Origin of the sequence: Microbacterium sp. NPDC057741, assembly GCF_042798735.1 — a bacterium.
Classification (GTDB): domain Bacteria; phylum Actinomycetota; class Actinomycetes; order Actinomycetales; family Microbacteriaceae; genus Microbacterium.
Map to the genome: position 1 here is coordinate 1241687 of NZ_JBHVJW010000001.1, position 20696 is coordinate 1262382.

At 68.6% G+C, this 20696-nt stretch carries 17 protein-coding genes and 1 riboswitch; of the genes, 5 read left to right on the forward strand and 12 right to left on the reverse strand.

Translation table 11 applies throughout. The annotated features are described in order from the left end of the window. Positions 1-96: 96 nt before the first annotated feature. The 11 genes from gcvP to ACFVDO_RS06020 all read right to left on the reverse strand — a co-directional run bounded on the left by gcvP (position 97) and on the right by ACFVDO_RS06020 (position 13802). Complete coding sequence (gcvP, locus tag ACFVDO_RS05970) at positions 97-2961, reverse strand: aminomethyl-transferring glycine dehydrogenase (protein ID WP_378858180.1); 2865 nt, start codon at positions 2959-2961, stop codon at positions 97-99. Then, on the reverse strand, positions 2961-3338 hold the full coding sequence (gcvH, locus tag ACFVDO_RS05975; protein ID WP_378858179.1) for a glycine cleavage system protein GcvH: 378 nt from the start codon (positions 3336-3338) through the stop codon (positions 2961-2963). The genes gcvP and gcvH overlap by 1 nt, the downstream gene beginning before the upstream one ends. Next, positions 3335-4441 (reverse strand): glycine cleavage system aminomethyltransferase GcvT, encoded by a 1107-nt coding sequence (gcvT, locus tag ACFVDO_RS05980; RefSeq protein ID WP_378858178.1) that lies wholly within the window; start codon positions 4439-4441, stop codon positions 3335-3337. Before gcvT ends, gcvH begins: the two co-directional genes overlap by 4 nt. Before the next feature lie 152 nt (positions 4442-4593). Further along, positions 4594-4687: riboswitch (glycine riboswitch) on the reverse strand. Positions 4688-4811: 124 nt separating this feature from the next. After that, complete coding sequence (locus ACFVDO_RS05985; protein ID WP_378858177.1) at positions 4812-5657, reverse strand: ABC transporter ATP-binding protein; 846 nt, start codon at positions 5655-5657, stop codon at positions 4812-4814. After that, positions 5654-6523, reverse strand: coding sequence for an ABC transporter ATP-binding protein (locus ACFVDO_RS05990; RefSeq protein WP_378858176.1), 870 nt, complete (start codon positions 6521-6523; stop codon positions 5654-5656). Before ACFVDO_RS05990 ends, ACFVDO_RS05985 begins: the two co-directional genes overlap by 4 nt. After that, positions 6520-7536, reverse strand: a complete 1017-nt coding sequence (locus tag ACFVDO_RS05995; protein ID WP_378858175.1) for an ABC transporter permease — start codon at positions 7534-7536, stop codon at positions 6520-6522. Before ACFVDO_RS05995 ends, ACFVDO_RS05990 begins: the two co-directional genes overlap by 4 nt. After that, positions 7529-8524, reverse strand: coding sequence for an ABC transporter permease (locus tag ACFVDO_RS06000; protein ID WP_378858174.1), 996 nt, complete (start codon positions 8522-8524; stop codon positions 7529-7531). Before ACFVDO_RS06000 ends, ACFVDO_RS05995 begins: the two co-directional genes overlap by 8 nt. 44 nt (positions 8525-8568) lie before the next feature. Beyond that, the gene (locus ACFVDO_RS06005) at positions 8569-10260 is read right to left on the reverse strand and encodes an ABC transporter substrate-binding protein (RefSeq protein ID WP_378858173.1); all 1692 of its coding nucleotides are present in this window, start codon (positions 10258-10260) and stop codon (positions 8569-8571) included. A gap of 232 nt (positions 10261-10492) precedes the next feature. Then, entirely contained in the window at positions 10493-11335 is an 843-nt protein-coding gene (locus tag ACFVDO_RS06010; protein ID WP_378858184.1) for a carbohydrate ABC transporter permease, read from the reverse strand. A gap of 80 nt (positions 11336-11415) precedes the next feature. Further along, positions 11416-12384 (reverse strand): carbohydrate ABC transporter permease, encoded by a 969-nt coding sequence (locus ACFVDO_RS06015; protein ID WP_378858172.1) that lies wholly within the window; start codon positions 12382-12384, stop codon positions 11416-11418. An 80-nt stretch (positions 12385-12464) separates the two neighbouring features. After that, positions 12465-13802 (reverse strand): extracellular solute-binding protein, encoded by a 1338-nt coding sequence (locus ACFVDO_RS06020; protein ID WP_378858171.1) that lies wholly within the window; start codon positions 13800-13802, stop codon positions 12465-12467. A 287-nt stretch (positions 13803-14089) separates the two neighbouring features. On the opposite strand from ACFVDO_RS06020, the gene ACFVDO_RS06025 reads away from it, so the two are divergent. From ACFVDO_RS06025 to ACFVDO_RS06045, 5 genes are all read left to right on the forward strand, one after another. Next, a complete protein-coding gene (locus ACFVDO_RS06025; protein WP_378858183.1) occupies positions 14090-14662 on the forward strand; it encodes an NUDIX domain-containing protein in 573 nt (190 codons plus the stop codon). A gap of 107 nt (positions 14663-14769) precedes the next feature. Continuing rightward, entirely contained in the window at positions 14770-16089 is a 1320-nt protein-coding gene (nadA, locus tag ACFVDO_RS06030; protein WP_378858170.1) for a quinolinate synthase NadA, read from the forward strand. Continuing rightward, positions 16086-17663: an L-aspartate oxidase gene (locus ACFVDO_RS06035; protein WP_378858169.1), complete on the forward strand. Its 1578-nt coding sequence runs from the start codon at positions 16086-16088 to the stop codon at positions 17661-17663. Before nadA ends, ACFVDO_RS06035 begins: the two co-directional genes overlap by 4 nt. Next, the gene (gene nadC / locus ACFVDO_RS06040) at positions 17660-18511 is read left to right on the forward strand and encodes a carboxylating nicotinate-nucleotide diphosphorylase (RefSeq protein ID WP_378858168.1); all 852 of its coding nucleotides are present in this window, start codon (positions 17660-17662) and stop codon (positions 18509-18511) included. Before ACFVDO_RS06035 ends, nadC begins: the two co-directional genes overlap by 4 nt. Positions 18512-18513: 2 nt before the next feature. Next, positions 18514-19713 carry a cysteine desulfurase family protein gene (locus ACFVDO_RS06045; protein WP_378858167.1) on the forward strand — a complete coding sequence of 400 codons (1200 nt, stop codon included), beginning with the start codon at positions 18514-18516 and terminating at the stop codon, positions 19711-19713. Here ACFVDO_RS06045 and ACFVDO_RS06050 read toward each other — a convergent pair. Next, complete coding sequence (locus ACFVDO_RS06050; protein WP_378858166.1) at positions 19702-20691, reverse strand: squalene cyclase; 990 nt, start codon at positions 20689-20691, stop codon at positions 19702-19704. The two genes, ACFVDO_RS06045 and ACFVDO_RS06050, sit on opposite strands and share 12 nt — an antisense overlap. Positions 20692-20696 lie beyond the last annotated feature (5 nt).

Below are 20696 nucleotides of genomic sequence, written 5' to 3' on the forward strand. Positions count from 1 at the left end.
CGCGGAGCCACTCACGGACAACTGTTATCCAGCCTTAACCGAATTCCGCCCCGTCGCTCGCGGCGACGGGGCGGAATTCGGATACGGATGCGGTGATCAGGCGAAGGCCTCGATCGGCGGGCATGCGCACACCAGGTTGCGGTCGCCCCAGGCGTTGTCGATGCGGCGCACCGGCGGCCAGTACTTGGTCGCGATCTGCGCGTGCACCGGGTAGGCGGCCTGCTCCCGGGTGTAGGCGTGCGCCCACTCCCCCGCGATCAGCGATGCGGCGGTGTGCGGTGCGTTCACCAGCGGGTTGTCGTCGGCGGGCCAGCTGCCGGCAGCGACGGCGTCGGCCTCCGCCTTGATCATGATCATGGCCTCGATGAACCGCTCCAGCTCGGCCAGGTCCTCGGACTCGGTCGGCTCGACCATAAGCGTGCCCGCCACGGGGAACGACATGGTCGGGGCGTGGAAGCCGTAGTCGATGAGCCGCTTGGCGACGTCGTCGACGGTGATGCCGGTGGCCTCCTTGAGGGGACGCAGATCCAGGATGCACTCGTGCGCGACGCGACCGTTCACACCGGTGTAGAGCACCGGGAAGTGGCCCTGCAGGCGCGCGGCGATGTAGTTCGCCGAGAGCACCGCGGCAGCGGTCGCCTCACGCAGACCCGCCGCGCCCATCATGCGCACATACGCCCACGAGATCGGCAGCACACCGGCCGAGCCGTAGGGAGCGCCCGAGACGGGGCCGCCGTCGAAGACGTAGCCGCCCGCGTGCTCGGTCTTCTGCGCCTGCGGATGCCCGGGCAGGTGCGGCGCGAGGTGCGCCTTGGCCGCCACCGGGCCGATGCCAGGACCGCCGCCGCCGTGCGGGATCGCGAAGGTCTTGTGCAGGTTGAGGTGCGAGACGTCGCCGCCCAGGTCGCCGAACCGCGCGTAGCCGAGCAGCGCGTTGAGGTTCGCGCCGTCCACGTACACCTGGCCGCCGGCCGCGTGCACGGCCGCCGTGATGTCGGTGACCTGCTCCTCGTACACGCCGTGCGTGGACGGGTAGGTGATCATCAGTGCGGCGAGCTCGGCGGAGTTCGCCTCGATCTTCGCGCGCAGGTCGTCCAGGTCGACGTTGCCGAGCTCGTCGGTGGCCACCACGACCACCTTCATGCCGGCGAGCACGGCGGATGCCGCGTTCGTGCCGTGCGCGGACGACGGGATGAGGCAGACGGTGCGGTGCTCGTCGCCGTTGGCGTGGTGGTAGCCGCGAATCGCGAGCAGGCCCGCGAGCTCACCCTGCGAGCCGGCGTTCGGCTGCAGCGAGACCGCGTCGTACCCGGTGACCTCGGCGAGCCACGCCTCGAGCTGGTCGATCATCTCGAGCGAGCCCGCGACGTCCTCACGGGGCGCGAAGGGGTGCAGCTGCGCGAACTCGGGCCACGTGATCGCCGCCATCTCGGTCGCGGCGTTGAGCTTCATCGTGCACGACCCGAGCGGGATCATGCCGCGGTCGAGCGCGTAGTCGCGATCGGCGAGCTGCTTGAGGTACCGCATCATGGCGGTCTCTGAGCGGTGCGCGTGGAAGACCGGGTGCGTGAGGAACTCGTCGTCGCGCAGTAGCGATGCCGGAAGGGCGTTCGCGCCGGTGAAGGCGACGTCCTCTGCCTCCGCGCGCTCCTCGCCCAGCGATCGGATGACGAGATCGAGATCCTCCCCGGTCGTGGTCTCGTCGACCGAGATGCCGACGGTGTCGGTGCCGACGAGGTGCAGCAGGACGCCCGCCTTGTGCGCGCGAGCGACGACGCCTGCGGCATCCGCAGTCTTCACCTGCACGGTGTCGAAGAAGTGGTCGTGCACGACCTCGGCACCGGCGGCGACCAGGCGGTCGCGCAGCAGCGCGGCCGTGGCCGCCACCTCGCCCGCGATCGCCTTCAGCCCGTCCGGCCCGTGGTACACGGCGTACATCGAGGCGATCACGGCCAGCAGCACCTGAGCGGTGCAGATGTTCGAGGTCGCCTTCTCGCGGCGGATGTGCTGCTCGCGGGTCTGCAGCGCCAGGCGGTACGCGGGATAGCCGGAGGCATCCTGCGAGACGCCGACCAGACGGCCGGGCAGCTGGCGCTCGAGTCCCGCACGCACGGCCATGTATCCGGCGTGCGGTCCGCCGAACGCCATCGGCACGCCGAAGCGCTGGGTCGTGCCCACCGCGACATCGGCGCCGAGCGAGCCCGGCGAGCGCAGCAGGGTGAGCGCGAGCAGGTCGGCGGCGACGACCGCGAGGCCGCCGGCGACATGTGCGGCGTCGATCACGGCGCTCGGGTCGGCGACCCTACCGGATGCTCCGGGGTACTGCACGAACACGCCGAACAGCTCTTCGGGCAGCTCCTCGCCCGCGGCGAAGTCGCGCTCGACGAGCTCGATGCCCACGGCGTCGGCGCGGGTGCGCAGCAGCGACTTGGTCTGCGGCAGCGCGTCGGCGTCGACGACGAAGACCGAGGACTTCGACTTCGACGCGCGACGGGCCAGCAGCATGCCCTCGGCCACCGCGGTGGACTCGTCGAGCATCGACGCGTTCGCGGTCGAGAGCCCGGTGAGGTCGGAGACCATGGTCTGGAAGTTGATCAGCGCCTCCAGGCGGCCCTGCGAGATCTCCGGCTGGTACGGCGTGTAGGCCGTGTACCAGGACGGGTTCTCCAGAACATTGCGCTGGATCACGCTGGGGGTGATGGTGCCGTAGTAGCCGAGCCCGATCATGGCGCGGTTCACGGTGTTGCGGCTCGCGAGGGCGCGCAGCTCGGCGAGAGCCTCGGCCTCGGACGCGGCGACGGGGATCACCGATTCGGCTGCAGGCTCCGTGAAGATGGTGCCGGGCACGGCCTGGCGCATCAGGATGTCGATCGGGTCGTCCCCGGTCACCCCGAGCGCATCGAGCATCCGGCCACGATCACCGGCATCCGGTCCGATGTGACGGTCGGCGAACGAGACCATCAGGCCCCCGTGACGGCGACGTAGCCGTCGCGGTCGAGCAGGCCGTCGGTGGCGCCCTCGGCGACCTCGACCCTGATCAGCCAGGCGCCCTCGAAGGGCTCGGAGTTCAGCAGCGACGGGTCGTCCACGACGGCGTCGTTGATCTCGGTGACGGTGCCCGCGACCGGAGCGTAGAGCTCGGAGACCGACTTGGTGGACTCGGCCTCGCCGAAGACGTCGCCGCGGCTCAGCTCGGTGCCGACGGCGGGCAGCTCGACGAAGACGATGTCGCCGAGCGCGTCAGCGGCGAAGTCGGTGATGCCGACGGTCGCGACGGCGCCCTCGAGGGCGACCCACTCGTGCTCTTCGCTGTACTTGAGGGTGGTCAGATCGGTCATTTCGTCCTCCGGTAGAAAGGCAGTGCGGTCACGGTCGCGGGGATCTTCGTCCCTCGCACGTCAAGGAACAGCGGGGTCTCACCTGTTGCGTAAGAGGGTGCCACGAAAGCCATGGCGATGGGATGCCCGAGGGTCGGGCTCAGCGCGCCGCTGGTGATCTCACCCACGGCGGTGCCGTCCTCGAGGACGATCGCGTAGCCGGCGCGGCCGGCGCGACGGCCCTCGGCGGCCAGGCCGATCAGCACCGCGGCATCCTCTGCCGGAGCCACGGCGTCCTTGCCGACGAATCGCTCCTTGGCGGTGACCACCACGCGTCCGAGGCCGGCCTGCGCCGGCTTGGTCTCGCGGGTCAGCTCGTGGCCGTACAGCGGCATCCCCGCCTCGAGCCGCAGCGTGTCTCGCGCGGCGAGGCCGGCCGGAACCAGACCGTGCGGCTCACCGGCGGCGAGCACGGCGTCCCACATCGCCTCGGCGTCGGCGGCGGCGACCAGCAGCTCGAAGCCGTCCTCCCCGGTGTAGCCGGTACGGGCGACCAGCACCTGCTTGCCCGCGAAGGTCGCCGTGGCCCACGCGTAGTACTTCTGCTCGGCCCACGGCACGCTGACGTCGTCGAGACCGGCGATGGACTGGACGATGGTCTCGGCCTGCGGACCCTGCACGGCGATCAGTGCGTAGTCGTCGGAGACGTCCGCGACGGTCACATCGAACCGGTCGGTGCGTGCGGAGAGCGCCTCGCTCACGAACTCGCGGTTGCCCGCATTGGAGATGATCAGGTAGTCGTCGTCCTCCAGGCGGTAGACGATGACGTCGTCGATGATGCCGCCGTCCTCGGCGAGCAGCAGCGAATACTTCGCCTTGCCGTTCGCGAGGGCGGAGAGCCTGCCGGCGAGCGCGTAGTCGAGGTACTCCCCCGCCTGCGCGCCCTGGACGGTGAACTCGGCCATGTGCGAGATGTCGAACATGCCCGCGGCCTGGCGCACGGCGTGGTGCTCGGCGAGATCGGAGGTGTAGCGCACCGGCATCTGCCAGCCGCCGAAGTCGGTGAAGGATGCCCCGAGCGCCTCGTGGCGCGAGCGGAGTGGGGTGTAGCGGGCGTCGGTCATGAGTTCTCCCGTTGTCGGGTGGCACGGCGGATCACCGTGTCCTGCGAACTCCCCCTCTGTCATGGGCCTGAGAGCTTCGCCCCGTTGCGCTGTATCGGCAGCGTGGGGCTTTCACCGTCGGCGGATGCGTGCGCATCGCTTTTCAGAGCGGCCGGACGCGAGCGGTGGGGGTACCTGAGAGATTGGCGGGGAGGCTTGCTCCTTCGGTGCCCGGCTGCCTGCACCGGGCTCTCCCGCACGCGTCGTGCGGCCAGTTTTCTGTTGTGGGCACTGCTCCGCCCAGCATACCGGTTCCGGATGCCGGAGATGGTGCCCGCCCGCGCACACAAGGGGCCGGTACGCGGGCGGGGGTCTGTGGGGCTGTCTGCTGTCAGGTGCCGGCGAGTTCCCGGCGCACCTCGTCGCGGAGGCGGCCGAGGTTCTCGGGATCGGGAGCGGCACCGAGCAACGTCTTGGTGTAGTCGTGCTGCGGGTCGAGGATGACCTTGTCGGCAGGACCCCGCTCGACGACGTCGCCGTGGTACAGCACCATGATCTCGTCGCTGAAGTGCCGGGCCGTGGCCAGGTCGTGCGTGATGTACAGCACGCCCAGGTCGTCCTCGCGCTGCAGGTCCGCCAGCAGGTTCAGCACGCCGAGCCGGATCGAGACGTCGAGCATCGAGACCGGCTCATCGGCCACGATGAAGCGCGCACCGGGCGCGAGTGCACGCGCAATGGCGACACGCTGGCGCTGCCCGCCCGAGAGCTGGTGCGGACGACGATCGGCGAAGTGCTCCGCCGGCGAGAGGCGCACGCGCTCGAGCAGTTCGAGGGCCCGCTCCCGCACCTGTGTGGCGGACAGTTCGGGGTGGTGCAGCTGCAGCGGCCGTTCCAGGTGATGCATGATCGTGTGGAACGGATTCAGCGAGGCGAACGGATCCTGGAACACCATCTGCACATCGGAGCGATACCGCTCGAGCGCACGGCCGTGGTCGCCACTGGCGCGACCGTCCAGCAAGATCTCGCCGGAGGTGGGCTTCTCGAGCTTCATCAGCATGCGGGCAATAGTGGACTTGCCCGAGCCGGACTCACCGACGAGAGAGATCGTCTTTCCCGCCTCCAGGGTGAACGAGACGTCCTTCACCGCGTGCAGCTTGGTGGTCCTGAGCCCCGAACGAAGCGTGAAGTCCTTCACCAGATTGCGCGCCTCGAGGGTGCGCTTCGCCTGATCGTTCATCGGACCTGCTCCTGACTCGGCCGGCTGCCGGTGCGCACGAAGTCGCCGCGCTCGCCGCGCAGACTGGGGAAGCTGGACAGCAGCCGCTTGGTGTAATCGTGCTGCGGAGTGCGGTAGATCTCCTCCGCGGTGCCGAGTTCGACGATCTGCCCCTGCAGCATCACGGCGATGCGGTCGCTGATCTCGATCAGCATCGGCAAGTCGTGAGTGATGAAGATCACCGCGAAGCCGAGCTTCTCGCGCAGCCTCATGATCTCGCGGATGATGCCGCGCTGGACGACCACATCGAGAGCGGTGGTGGGCTCGTCCATGATCATGACCTGCGGGTCGAGCGCGAGCGCCATGGCGATCATCATGCGCTGGCGCATGCCCCCGGACAGCTCGTGCGGGAAGCTCGTGAGGCGCTTGGGATCCACGCCCACGAGGGTGAGCAGCTCCTCGGCGCGTTCCTTCTTGGCCGCCTTGGACATACCGGGGCGGTGCGTGTCGAAGATGTCGAAGATCTGCGACTTCACGCTGATCACCGGGTTGAGCGAGTTCATCGCCCCTTGGAACACCATCGACACCTTGTCCCAGCGGAAGGCGCGCAGACCGTCGGCGGCGAGGGCGACCACGTCGATGTCGGTGCCGGCGCGATCATGGAACACGATCTCGCCCTCGGTCATCAGCGCCGGTGCCTTCAGCAGCCGGGTCAGCCCGTAGGCGAGAGTGGTCTTGCCGCAGCCGGATTCGCCCGCCAGCCCCAGGATCTCGCCGCGGTGCAGGGTGAGCGACACATCGCGCACAGCCTTGACCGGAGGATCGACCTCGTACTCGATGGAGATGTTCCGAGCCGTCAGAACGGCCTCGGGCTGAGCCGCGGTCATGCCGTGACCCCCTTCGTCTTGGCGGCCTTGCGCACGTTGCGGGCGGCCGCGGGGGCGCTGCGCAGCTTCGGGTTGATGATCTCGTCGATCGCGAAGTTGATCAGCGCGAGACCGCAGCCGAGCATCGCGATCAGCAGACCCGGGGGCACGAACCACCACCAGGCACCCTGTCCGAGCGCCTGCCCTGACTGGGCCTCGTTGAGCATGGTGCCCCAGGTGATGCCGTCGGTCGGGCCGAGGCCGAGGTAGGCCAGGCCCGCCTCGCCGAGGATCGCGAAGATGATCGCGAACAGGAACTGCGCGGTCAGCAGCGGCAGCAGGTTCGGCATGATCTCGACGAGGATGATGCGGAACGGCTTCTCGCCCGCCACGCGGGCGGCGGAGACGTAGTCGCGGGTGCGCAGTGAGCGCGTCTGCAGGCGCAGGACATAGGCCGCTCCCGCCCAGGACGTGATGCCGAGCACGATCGCCACCAGCAGCCAGCTGCGGTTCGTCGCGAACGCGGCGATGACCATGACCAGCGGCAGACCGGGGATGACGAGCATGATGTTGGTCATGAGCGCCAGGACGTCCTCACCCCACCCCGCGAGGTAGCCGGCCAGCACACCGAAGATCAGCGACAGGACGATCGCGATGCCCGCGGCGATGACGCCGACCTGCAGCGAGCCCCGCGCGCCGTAGGCGAGCTGAGCGACCACGTCGTAGCCGAGCTTGGTCGTGCCCAGCCAGTGCTCCGAGGAGGGCGGCTCGAGAGCGGGGTTGCCGGAATAGGTCGGGTCCTGCACGAAGAACGGACCGAAGACGGCCAGCAACAGGATGAAGGCGACCAGGATGAGGCCGACCATCAGCTTCGGCGTCATCGTGGGCATCATCGCGCGGAATCCACCCCGAGGCCTGCCCTTCGGCGTGGTCGCAAGGGCGATGGTGCTGGGCTGTTCGACGGTCGCGGGGTCGACGACGCCGATCGGCAGCGCGGCAACCTCGACTTCTCTGCTCAGTTCGGTGTCAGACATTCTGGCGGGCCCTCGGGTCGACGAATCCGTAGATCAGATCCATGAAGAAGTTGGCGGCGAGCACGGCGATCGTGATCACCAGGAACACGCCCTGCATGAGTGCGTAGTCCTTCGAGATCACGGCCTGGAACATCAGGCGGCCGACGCCGGGATAGGTGAACACCTGTTCCATGACGATCGAGCCGGCCACGACGAATCCCAGTGTGATCGAGAAGCCGGCGATCGACGGGATGGCGGCGTTACGGGCCGCATACATGCCCATGATGCGACGCGGGCGCAGGCCCTTGGCCTCGGCCGTCACGATGTAGTCCTCGGACAGCGTGGAGACCATCATGTTGCGCATGCCGAACAGCCAGCCGCCGACCGAGCTGATCACGATGGTGATCGCCGGAAGGATGGCGTGGGCGAGGGCGTCCTGGATGAACGCCCACGACCACTCGGGGCCGTCCGGGTAGGTGAAGACGTCGTAGCCGCCGAAGATGGGGAACCATCCGAGTCCGACCGCGAACACCGACACCAGGATGAGCGCCATCCAGAAGTACGGGATCGACTGCAGGACCGTGGTCGCCGGGATGATGTTGTCCACCCAGGTGCCGCGCTTCCAGCCGGCCCAGACCCCGAGGCCCACGCCGAGGATGAACGAGATCACCGTGGCCGTGCCGACCAGCAGGAGCGTCCACGGCAGCGCGGCCCCGATCAACTCGGTGACCGGCTCCGGGTACGCGACCACCGACACACCGAGGTTCCCGTGCAGGATCTGGTTCCAATAATTCAGGTACTGCTCCCACAGCGGCGTGTCCTCGCCGCCGAGAAGCTGCTTGATGTTGCGGATCGTGTCTTCCGACACGTCCTGCCCCGCACGCTGCATCTTGGCGATCATGATGTCGGCGGGGTTGCCGGGCATGAGCCGCGGAAGCAGGAAGTTGAGGGAGATCGCGGCCCACAGCGTCACCGCGTAGAACCCGATCCTTCTCAGATAGAACTTCATCCCGATACCTTCACACTTCCTGCTTCCACGGTCTCACTCAGCGATCACTTCTTGGGCTGCAGGTGCTGCAGGATGTAGCCCGACGAGACGGCTCCCCAGGACGGCGGGAACGCGTAGAGGTCGTCCTCGGTCGGCCAGCCCGTGTAGTCCTTCGAGTTGTAGAAGGTCTGCGTCGCGTTGATCACGATCGGGATGTAGGGCAGGTCACGGACGATCTCGGTCTGGATCGTCGCGTAGATCTCCTTGCGCTTGGCCTCGTCGTTGGTGCCGATGGCCTCCTGGATCGCCGCGTCGACCTTCGGGTTGTTGTAGCGGCTGAAGTTCCAGCGCCCTGCCGGGATCTCTTCGCCGACCTTCGAGGTCGAGGCCACCTTCGTGCCGCCGAACCAGTCGCGGTAGATCTGGAACGGGTCGGCCACCGAGGTGCCCACGACGCCGCCCATGATCAGCTGGTAGTTGCCGGTCTGGCGCGCGTCGGAGAACGCGTCCCACTGCACGGTCGACGCGGTGACCTTGATGCCGGCCTTGGCGGCCTGCTCCTCGATCAGCTTCGCCGCGTCGTTGTAGTCGGTCCAGCCGTCGACCGAGATCAGGTCGAGCTCGAGCTTCTTGCCGTCCTTCTCGTAGATGCCGTCGCCGCCCTTGGTGTATCCGGCGGCCTCGAGGATCTCCCCCGCCTTGGCGGCGTCGGGGTCCTGCGGGCTGACCTCGTTGGCGGGGTCGGCGACCCACTTCTCGTCACGCGGGAGCAGTGCGAACGTCGGCGAGATCTTGCCCGTCATGCCGACGAACGCCTTCTCGTCGATGGTGCCGCGATCGATGGCGACGTTCAGCGCCTGGCGGACGGCGACATCGGTCTGCGGGCCGGTGCAGCCGAGGTCGGCGTTCGAGCAGGTGTACAGCACCGTCGGGTCCTGGGGGGTGTTGATCCAGGAGATGATGCCGTTCTTGCTGACGCTGTCCGGGTTCGGGATGAACATACCGGTCCAGTCCAGCTTGCCTGCGGTGAGCAGGTCCTGGGCGGTCTGGTTGTTGTCGATCGCGATGTACTGAACCTTCTTGACGCCGAGCTTGTCGGCGTCGCGGAAGTTCTTGTTGGCCTTGAGCGTGTAGGACTCCTTCGAGACCTTGTCCACGACGTACGGGCCGGACGCGACGGGCTCCTCGTTCGCGAAGGCTGCGAAGTCGGTGATGTCCTTCCAGATGTGCTCCGGAAGGATCAGCGTCGAGCCCATGCGGGCGAACTCGGTGGTGTACTGCGGCGTGTTGTACGTCAGCACGACGGTGGTGTCGTCCGGAGCCTCGGCGGAGACCAGGCCGTTCGCCTCGGGGTTGTTCGCGGCGTACTTGAAGGTGAAGACGACGTCCTTGGCGGTCAGCGGCTCGCCGTCGGACCACTTCAGGCCCGACTTGAGCTTGACGGTGATCGCGGTGCCGTCCTCGTTGTACTCGAACGAGTCTCCGAGCATGCCGGAGGGCTTGTCGTCAGCGGTCTTGTTGAAGAAGAACAGCGGCTCGTAGATCGGGCCGTTGGTGCCGCTGAGCACGGTGGGAGCGAACGGGTTGAAGTTCGCCGTGACGGGCGGCTGGGTGCCGGCCTGCACGCGCAGGACGGCGTCCGCGGACGACTTGTCCCCCGATCCGCTGCTCGGCGAGCAACCGGTCAGGGCGAGTGCGAGGACCGATGCCCCCGCGACTGTGGTCATCGCGATGCTGCGCGCGACTTTACGACTCATTCTCTTTTTCCTCTCGGTGCTGCTTTGCAGGAGGGGCGGCCTCCGTCATGGAGGGCAATCCCGAATGGGTTTGTTAGGACAGCAACCTAACAAACCCATTCGGGTGGGAACAAGGGCCGCGCCGGGGTTTTGGATAACGTTTCGGACTCGGCCCCGTGGCGCGCCCGAGCATGACGAGGACCGCCCGTGCGCACGGCGCACAGACGGTCCTCAGAGGCGTCGGATCGGGGTCTCAGCCCTTGACGGCACCCGCCACCAGGCCGCTGGTCATGCGGCCCTGCACGATCACGAAGAAGATGATCACGGGGATCGCGACGATGGCCGATGCCGCCATCACCTGCCCCCAGTTGATCGCCTGCGTCGAGCTCTGCTGCACGAATCCGCGCAGCCAGAGCGGCAGTGTGCGGTTGTTCTCCATGATCACCAGCGCGACCGTGAACTCGTTCCAGCACTGCAGGAACGCGAACACACCGGTGGCCACCAGACCGGGGGCCAGCAGCGGGAAGGTGATGCGCAGGAACGCCTGGCTGCGGCTGAGGCCGTCGATCATCGCCGCCTCCTCGAGCTCCGCGGGCACGCCGGCCACGAAGCCGCGCAGCATCCAGATCGTGAACGGCACGACGGCCGCCACGTACAGGATGCTGAGCCCCAGCACGTTGCTGAGCAGGCCGAGGCTGGACATCATCTTGTACTGCGCGATGAACAGCCCCTCGGCGGGCAGCATCTGAATCAGCAGGATCGTCACGATGAACGTGACCCGCCCCTTGAACTTGAATCGGCTGATCGCGACGGATGCGAGGAACGCGAACACCAGGCAGACGGCGACCGAGAGCAGCGTGACCGCCACACTCACGCCCAGCGCCGAGAAGAACGCCGGGGTGAGCACGTTCGCGAAGTTGTTGAACGTGCCGCCGACGGGGAAGAAGGTCGGCGTCCGCGACTCGAGGGTCGCCGCCGAGAGCATGGAGGAGTTGACCATCCAGTACACCGGGAACGCCCACGCGATCGCGAGCACGAGAGCCAGGATGCTGAGCAGCCAGGTGGATGCCTTGAATCGGCGGCGCCTGCGCGGGATGCGGTCCGAGGGCCCGGAGTCGCGCGACGGGTAGGCGCTCTCGAGTCGTTCGGCCACGACGGCCGTGTCTGCTGCGGTGGTCACTGGGTCTCCTCCTTGATGAGGCTGCGCACGTAGAACCAGCTCAGCGCGATCGTGATGGCGAGGACGAAGATCGACATCGCCGCTCCGCCGCCGAAGTCCATGCCGGCGACGCCGGTCTTGTAGATGTAGGTGCCGAGCAGGTCGTAGTCGGTCGATTTGGGGCCGGCATCCTGCAACAGCGTGATCTGCGCGAACACCCGCAGATCCCAGATCAGGTTCAGCAGCAGCACGATCGCGATCACGGGCTTGAGCACCGGGTACATGATGTGCCGGAAGCGCTGAAGGGCCCCGGCGCCGTCGAGCTGAGCGGCCTCGAGCACCTCGCCGGAGACCTGCGTCAGTCCGGCATAGGCCGAGAACGCGACGAACGGCACCGACATCCAGGTGATGATGATCGACGCGACGATGAAGAACAGGAGCGGGGTCGTGCCGATCCAGTTGAAGTTCCCGATGTCGACGCCCGGGATGAGGTTGATCAGGTAGTTGATCACGCCGCGGCGGCGGTCGAACAGCCAGATCCACACGGTCATCGCGGCGATGACGGGCATGGCCCATGCGAGCAGCAGCGCGATCTGCAGGATGAACCGGATCGCCGCGGGGATCTTCGTCATCAACAGCGCCAGCAGCACGCCGATCACGACGGTGACGAAGGCGGTGACGAGGCAGAACAGCACCGAGCGGAAGGTGACCTCCCAGAACGTGGGGTTCTGCGCGATCGCGATGTAGTTGTCGAACCAGACGAAGTCGGGCGCCTTGCCGCCGAGCTGCTGCAGCGCGCCGTACTTCTGGAACGAGGTTACGATCTGCCACCCGACCGGGTACCCCATGCCGAGCACGAGCACGAGCACCGCGCCGGTGATCAGGGCGTAGGGAGCCCAGTTCTTGCGGCGCGCGACGGTCGGGGGCGCCTGCTTCGGCGGCGTCTGCTTCGAGGACGCCTGCGTGGGGACTGCGGTGGATGTCATGGAATCGCGAAACCCGTCTCTGGAAAGGGAGATGACGACGGTGCGGGGGCCGGGCGACTGCCCGGCCCCCGCGAGAGGCATCAGCCGTTGATGATGCCGTTGATCTTGCTGTCGTACTCCTTCGCGAGGGAGGCGGTGTCGCCGCCCTCGGCGATCTTGCCGAAGAACTCCTCGAGGATCTTCTGACCCTCGACGGCAGCCCAGCCCGGCGCTGCCGGGGTCAGCTTGGAGCCCAGAGCCGAGTCGACGAGCGCCTTGGCGAACTGGTCGGTGCCGAGCTCGGCGACGTACTTGGTGTTCGCCGGACCAAGGCCGTTCTTGGCCAGCAGGGTCTGGTAGTCCTCGGAGAAGATGATGCGCAGCAGCTCCTTGGCGCCGGCCTGCTTGGTGCTCTTCGCCGAGATGGCGACGTTCGAGCCGCCCGCGAAGACCGGTGCGACGGTGCCGGCCTCGACACCCGGCAGCGGGAACACGCCGAAGGTGGCGTCGTTCCACTCGCGCTTCTCGTTGCCCTTGTCGTCATCACCCTTGTAGTCGCCGACCGACCAGTGCGCCCAGCCGGGTGCGATGATCGTCGCGGCGGTGGGGGCGGCGCCGTCCTTGTCGTTGTTGATGTTCACCCACGGGGTGGAGTCGTCCTCGGTGGCGGGGGCGTTCGAGGCGTTCTTGAACAGCTCCTGGAACTGCTTCAGACCGGTCTGCGTCTTCTCGCTGGACAGCGTGGAGACCCACTTGTCGCCGTCCTTCTCGGCGAGCTCGCCGCCGTTCGCGAAGATCCAGGACACGCCGTTGCGCCAGTCCTGGCCGCCGATGTAGAAGCCGGACTGACCCGCGGTCTTCAGCTTGGCGACGTCGGCGTTGAACTCCTCGAGAGTCGAGGGGACCTCGAGGCCCGCTGCCTTCCAGATGTCCTTGCGGTAGGTGATGTAGCGCGAGCCGAAGTAGTAGGGCAGCGCGTACTGCTTGCCGTCGACCGTGCCGACGTCGACGAACGACTTCAGCAGGTCGTCGCCGCCGAGGTCCTGGTAGATGCCGCTCAGGTCGGCGAAGGCGCCTGCGGTGGTGAAGGTCGGCGACCAGGTGTTGCCGATCTCGGTGACATCAGGGGTGTTCTTCGCGTCCGGCAGCTGGTTGGTCAGCTTGGTGAGCGCGTCGGTCCAGTCCTGCTGCTGGATGGTCAGCTCGCCACCGGTGGCCGCCTTGTACTCCTTGACCAGGTAGTCACGTGCTTCCTGGGGGGTGTCGCCACCCATGACCCAGAACGTGATGTCCTGGTTCTTGGCGCCCTTGGCGTCGAAGCCGCTGGCAGCGGCGCCTGCGCCGTTGTCGTTGCTCGAGCATCCGGTCAGCGCGATCGCGAGGACAGAGGCCCCGGCGAGTGCGGTGAGCGCGAGGCTGCGCTTGCCGTTACGGATCATTCGTGTACTTCCTCTCAGTGCTTCACTGCAGAGTGGGGCGGCTCATCGGGGAGTCGGTCCCGTTGGTGGAGGTTTGTTAGGACAGTAACCTAACAAATTCACCGCGCGTGTCAAAAGCAGATCGGCCGGGAGAAGTAACGTTTCGGGCTCGAAGGCTGGTCTGCGCCGGGGCGACCACCCCATAGGCTCGTGGTGTGGGAGCGAGAAGCACAGAGGACGACGCCATCCGCGTCGCCGTCTCGACCGTGATCTTCTCGTTGCGCGCCGCCTCGGACGGCGATCGGCTGATGCTGCCCCTGGTGCGCCGCACCCAGGATCCTCACCGCGGAGTCTGGGCGCTTCCCGGCGGCTGGCTCGACATCGACGAGGACCTGGCCACCGCCGCCTCGCGGACGCTGGCGGAGACCACCGCCCTGACGCCGAGCTACCTCGAGCAGCTCTACACGTTCGGCGAGGTCGACCGCTCCCCCACCCGCGTCGTCTCGATCGTGTACTGGGCACTGCTGCGCTCGGACCTCGTCGACACGCAGCGCCAGGCGGCGGGTGCACCCGAGAACGTCGAGTGGTTCGATGTGGACACCCTTCCCGACCTCGCATTCGACCACCGGCGCATCGCGGAATACGCGCTCGACCGGCTGCGCAACAAGGTCGGATACAGCCGGATCGCCGCGGGCCTGCTGCCCGACGAGTTCACGCTCACCGAGCTGCGCGAGGTCTACGAGGCCGTGCTGGGTCGCCGCCTCGACCCCTCCAACTTCCGCCGCCTGCTGGAGGGCACCGACGAGCTGGTGCCGACCGACTCGTTCCGCACCGGCAAGCACCGCCCCGCGCGGCTGTATCGGCGAGGCCGCGAGGCCTGAGCCGGACATCCTTCGCGCGTCGGCGTCATGCCGATTGCACTTCTGGTCATGTCGACATAATCTGTTCTCACAGTAAGTGTCCAAGTGACCAGAAGGTGGCGAACCCGATGCACACCGCAGTCCCCCTCCCCGCGCTCGACCCGTCCGTCGACCACGCCCTGCGACTGATCGTCGCCGGCGCCTCCACCGAGGAGACCTGCGCGACCGACCTCGCCGCCGGGCCCTGGGACTTCGACTCCCGCCCTGGCTACGGCCCCGGCTCGTCCATGGGCGACGTGATCCCCACCGGCGCACCCCGCCAGGGCGAGTTGCCGTCGGCGTACCGCGAGGCATCCGAGGACGAGCTGGACGCCCGCATCCGCGCCGCGAAGCAGACCCTCGGCGACCGGGTCGTCGTGCTGGGACACTTCTACCAGCGCGAGGAGGTGGTGCGGCACGCCGACTACCTGGGCGACTCGTTCCAGCTCGCACAGGCCGCGCTGGACCGCCCCGAAGCCGAGGCGATCGTGTTCTGCGGCGTGCACTTCATGGCCGAGACCGCCGACCTGCTCTCCCGCCCAGACCAGGCCGTGATCCTGCCGAATCTCGCCGCCGGATGCTCGATGGCCGACATGGCCGACATCGATCAGGTCGAGGACTGCTGGGAGCAGCTCGCCGACATCTACGGCCCGCTCGACCAGCCGGATGCCGAGGGCCTCGTGCCCGTCGTGCCGGTGACCTACATGAACTCGTCCGCGGCGATCAAGGGCTTCGTGGGGCGCAACGGCGGGATCGTGTGCACGTCCTCGAACGCGAAGACCGTGCTGGAGTGGGCGTTCGCCCGCGGCCACCGGGTGCTGTTCTTCCCCGATCAGCACCTCGGCCGCAACACGGCGAAGGCGATGGGCGTGCCGCTCGAGCGGATGCCGTTGTGGAACCCGCGGAAGCCGCTGGGCGGGTCGACCGCCGATCAGCTCGCCGACGCTCGGGTGCTGCTCTGGCACGGCTTCTGCTCGGTGCATCGCCGGTTCACCGTCGGGCAGATCGAGCAGGCGCGGGCGGAGCACCCTGGCGTGCGCGTGATCGTGCACCCCGAGTGCCCGATGGAGGTCGTCGATGCCGCGGATGAGGCCGGCTCCACCGCCTACATCCGGCGGGCGATCGAAGAGGCATCCGAACCGAGCACGTTCGCGATCGGCACTGAGATCAACCTGGTCCGGCGCCTCGCCGCGCAGCATCCGCAGCACGAGATCTTCTGTCTCGACCCCGTCGTCTGCCCGTGCTCGACGATGTACCGCATCCATCCCGGCTACCTCGCATGGGTGCTCGAGGAGCTCGTCGCAGGGCGCACCGTGAACCGGGTGCAGGTGACGGACGACGTCGCCGCACCGGCACGCGTCTCGCTGGAGCGGATGCTGGCGGCGAAGCCGGAGGCGGCGAGCGCATGAACGTCATCGTCGTGGGCAGCGGCATCGCGGGTCTCACCGCAGCGCTGCACGCGCATGAGGCGGGGCACGCGGTGACGCTGGTCGTCAAGGACGCTCTCGACAGCGGCAGCACGCCCCTCGCCCAGGGCGGCATCGCCGGCGTGTACGGCCCCGATGACTCCGCCGCGCTGCATGCAGCCGACACGCACACGGCGGGCGCGGGTCTGTCGGATCCGATCGCCGTCGACGCGCTGGTCGCGGATGCCGCGGACCGAATCGCCGAACTCGCAGCGCGCGGCGTCTCGTTCGACCGCGCTGTCGACGGGGCGCTCTCCCGCGGTCAGGAGGCCGCGCACTCCCATCCGCGCATCGCGCACGCGGGTGGCGACGCCACCGGCGCCGCGATCTCGGCCGCGCTGGTCACGCAGGTGCGCGCCGCACAGCGAACCCCGTCACGGATGCAGGAAGGCACGACGGATGCAGGCGGACACGCCGCCGAATCGGCCGAAATCCGCGCGTCCGGCCTGCATCCGTCCCGCGGGATCGCCGTCCTCGGGCACGCGTTCCTGACGGACCTCGTGATCGAGGACGGCGGTTGCCGCGGCATCCGCGTGCTGCACGACGGACGGGAGCGGATGCTGCGCGCCGATGCCGTCATCCTCGCGACCGGCGGAGCCGGGCAGCTGTACCAGCACACGACGAACCCGGTCGGGGCGACCGGAGACGGCATCGCCGCCGCGCTGCGCGCCGGGGCCGCGGTCGCCGATCTGGAGTTCGTGCAGTTCCACCCGACGATGCTCGCCGTGGGCGATCCGTTCCTCATCTCCGAAGCGGTCCGCGGCGAGGGGGCGGTGCTGCGGGATGCCACGGGGCGGCGCTTCGCGTTCGACGCGCACCCCGATGGTGAGCTCGCCCCGCGCGACGTCGTCGCGAGGGCGATCGCCAGGCAGCAGGCGACCGACGGCGTACCGGTGCGACTGGATGCCACGGCGCTCGGGGCCGCGCGACTTGCGGAGCGCTTCCCGACGATCGACAGGGTCGTGCGCGAACGCGGGCTGGACTGGTCGCGCGAGCCGATCCCGGTGACCCCGGCCGAGCACTACCTGATGGGCGGCATCGCGACCGACGTCGACGGACGGACCTCCATCCCGAGACTGTTCGCGGTGGGCGAGGTCGCGCGCACCGGAGTGCACGGGGCGAACCGCCTCGCGTCGAACTCGCTGCTCGAGGGAGCGGTGTTCGCTGCGCGCGCGGTCGAGGCACTGGGCAGTGCCTGGCAGTCCGGATCGGCGGCTCCGTCGATCGCGGACGCGCAGAGCGAAGAGTTCTGCGCTCCGAGCGCTCCTTTCACCCGCGCCGCGCTGCAGGAACTCATGTGGGACCATGTCGGACTGCTGCGCACGACCGAGGGCCTCGCCGATGCGCTCGACACGATCCGCGGCTGGCAGGCGCAGCAGCATCCGCCCGCCACCGTCCGCGAGCACGAGGACGCGAACCTGCTGCTCCTCGCCGAGGCGACCACCGCAGCCGCACTCGCCCGACCGGTCTCGGTCGGCGCGCACTTCCTGGAACCCGCCCTGATCGGAGCCCGATGATCACCCCCGCCACCCTCACCCGCGTCGTCTCCGCCGCTCTCGAGGAGGATGCTCCGTGGGGCGACCTCACCAGCACGTCCCTGATCCCGGCGGACGCCGGCGCCGAAGCCGATCTGGTCGCGCGCGAATCCGGTGTGCTCGCCGGAGGGGCGGTCTTCGCCGCCGCCTTCGCCCTCACCGACCCGGCGATCACCGTGGACCTGCACGTCGCCGATGGCGACACGTTCGAGGCCGGCGACGTGCTGGCGACGGTCACCGGGCCGGCGCGCGGCATCCTCACCGCGGAGCGCGTCGCGCTGAACTTCACCCAGCGTCTGAGCGGCATCGCGACCCTGACCGCCGCCTACGTCGCTGCGGTCGCCGGCACCGGCGTGCGCATCGCGGACACCCGCAAGACCACGCCGGGCCTGCGCGCGTTCGAGCGGCACGCCGTGATCAGCGGCGGCGGACACAACCACCGGCATTCGCTGTCGGACGCCGTGATGGCGAAGGACAACCATCTCGCTCTGCTCACCCGCGACGGCGGCGACCTGGCGCGCGGCCTGCGCGCGGCACGGGACCTGCTCCCGCACACCACGCACGTCGTGGTCGAAGTGGACCGGATCGATCAGATCGAGGCTGTGCTGGAAGGCGGAGCCGACACGGTGCTGCTGGACAACTTCACACCCGAGCAGCTGCGCGAGGCCGTCGCCCTGATCGGCGGGCGCGCCGTGGCCGAGGCATCCGGTGGGGTGAACCTGGACACGGTGCGGGCGATCGCCGAATCCGGCGTGCAGGTCATCTCGGTCGGGGCGCTCACGCACTCCGCGCGGGCGCTCGACCTGGGCCTCGACATCCGGATGTCCTGACCGTGCTCTACGCCGATCATGCGGCGACCTCGCCGGTGCGCCGCGAGGTACTCGAGGCGATGGCGCCGTATCTGAGCGGCGTGTTCGGCAATCCTTCCAGCCATCACACCGTCGGCGAGGCAGCGGCCGGCGCGCTGGAGGATGCGCGTTCCCGGGTGGCCGCCGTTCTGGGCATGCGTGCCGGCGACGTGGTCTTCACCTCGGGCGGCACCGAGGCGAACAACCTCGCCGTGAAGGGCATCGTGCTGGCATCCGGTCGCCGGCACCTGATCACGACGCCGATCGAGCACGAGTCGATCCTGGAGTCGGCTGCCTACCTGCAACGTTTCCATGATGTCAAGGTCACGCTGCTGCCGGTGACAGCGACGGGGCGGGTCGAGCCGGAGGTGCTCGTCGCGGCGGTGCGGCCGGACACTGCCCTGGTCTCGATCGGGCACGCGAACAATGAGATCGGGACCGTGCAGGATGTCGCGGAGATCGCGGCACGGCTCGCAGATGGCGGAGCGAACAGGGATTGGCGGACGACACGCGACGACGTCGCCCGCCGAACGCGGGATCGCCCGCCGTCTGGGAGGACAGTCCCCCTGCACATCGACGCCGTGCAGTCCGCCGGATGGCTGCCGCTCGCCGGCCTCCGCGCCGATGCGATCTCGATCGCCGGCCATAAGCTCGGCGCGCCGAAGGGCATCGGCGCCCTCGCCGTGCGAGGACGCGTGCCGCTCGAGCCGCTGCTGCACGGTGGCGGCCAGGAGCGCGGACGCCGGTCCGGCACCGAGAACGTCGCGGCTGCCGTCGGCCTGGCCGTGGCACTGGAGCTCGCAGAGGCGGAGCGCACGGCGTCGGCCGATCTCGTCCGTGAGCGGACCGCGGCCTTCATCGCCGCGGTCTTGCGGCTCGTACCCCAGGCCGCGCTCACCGGTGACCCGGATCGCCGCCTTCCCGCGACCGCGAGCTTCACGTTCAACGGCGTCAGCGGCGAGTCCGTACTGCTCGAACTGGAACGCCGAGGCGTGGTCTCGTCGAGCGGCTCGGCCTGCGCCGCAGGCAGCGACGACCCGTCGCACGTGCTCGTGGCCTGCGGCATCGATCCCGTCGTCGCTCAGACCTCGGTCCGCTTCACCTTCGGCAGAGCGCCGCTGGAGCAGCCGGAGGCGCTTGCGGCCCTCGTCGCGGAATCGGTGACAGCGGTCTCAGGACTGTGACTGATCCCACCAGTCGAGCACGCGGGTGCCGATCAGCGTGAGCCACTTCGAGGGCTGACCCTGAGGCGCGTCGACGTCCACCCAGATCGCCCCACCGGGTACATCGCCCTGCAGCCAGGTGCCGTCGGGCTGACGCGCGGCACGCACGAGGGCGACGGCCTCGGCGAGCCGCGGATCGGGGTCCGTGCCCTCCAGCACGGACGCCGCGCGGAAATGATCCATGGCGGCGAGCGCGCTGTACTGCCACCGGTTCGGGGCGATGAAGTCCGTCACCCACGGTCCGACGATCTCGCCGGTGGTGAGCCGCCGCATCAGCCCACGCTCGAGCAGGTACTCCTCACCCGCGCGGCGTGCCTGCTTCAGGGAGTCGTCGCCCGTGATGCGCTGGTAATTCAGCATCTCGACGAGGGCGTTGAGGGTGGAGTGGAACGAGGAGCGCACGGAGTTCCCCTCCTCCGCCTCGCAGTTCCAGCCGCCGTCCTCGAGTCGGTGCGCGGGGAACCAGGCCACCAGACGGGAGACATCGGCGCCGAGCCAGGCGCCGTTGGCCAGCGTGAACCCGTTGATGCACACGTCGATCTCACCGCCCCAGTACGGCAGGTCCTTGTACTCCCAGGTGCTGTTCGCCGCGAGCTTCTCGGCCGTGCCCTCGAGCACCGAGGCGTCCAGCCCGAGATCGCGCAAGTCCTTCAGCGCCCACGTGGTCGCGATCCACGGCTGCCCCTCGTCGTCGCGCTCTATGATGCCCAGGCCTGAATAGTCGCGGTCGCGCGACGGGAAGTACGCACCGCCCGCCCACTGCCCATCCGGGTCCTGATGCGCGAGGATCCTGGCGCCGAATCCCTCGGTGCCGATCCTCGCCCGCGTCCGCTCCCAGACGTCCTCCTCCGCACCGAGCAGGTCGCGCTCGACCTGCCATCGCAGCGCGGGATCGGAGTCGAGCAGCCAATCGGTCTTTTCCTTCGTCAACGAGGACACGTGCG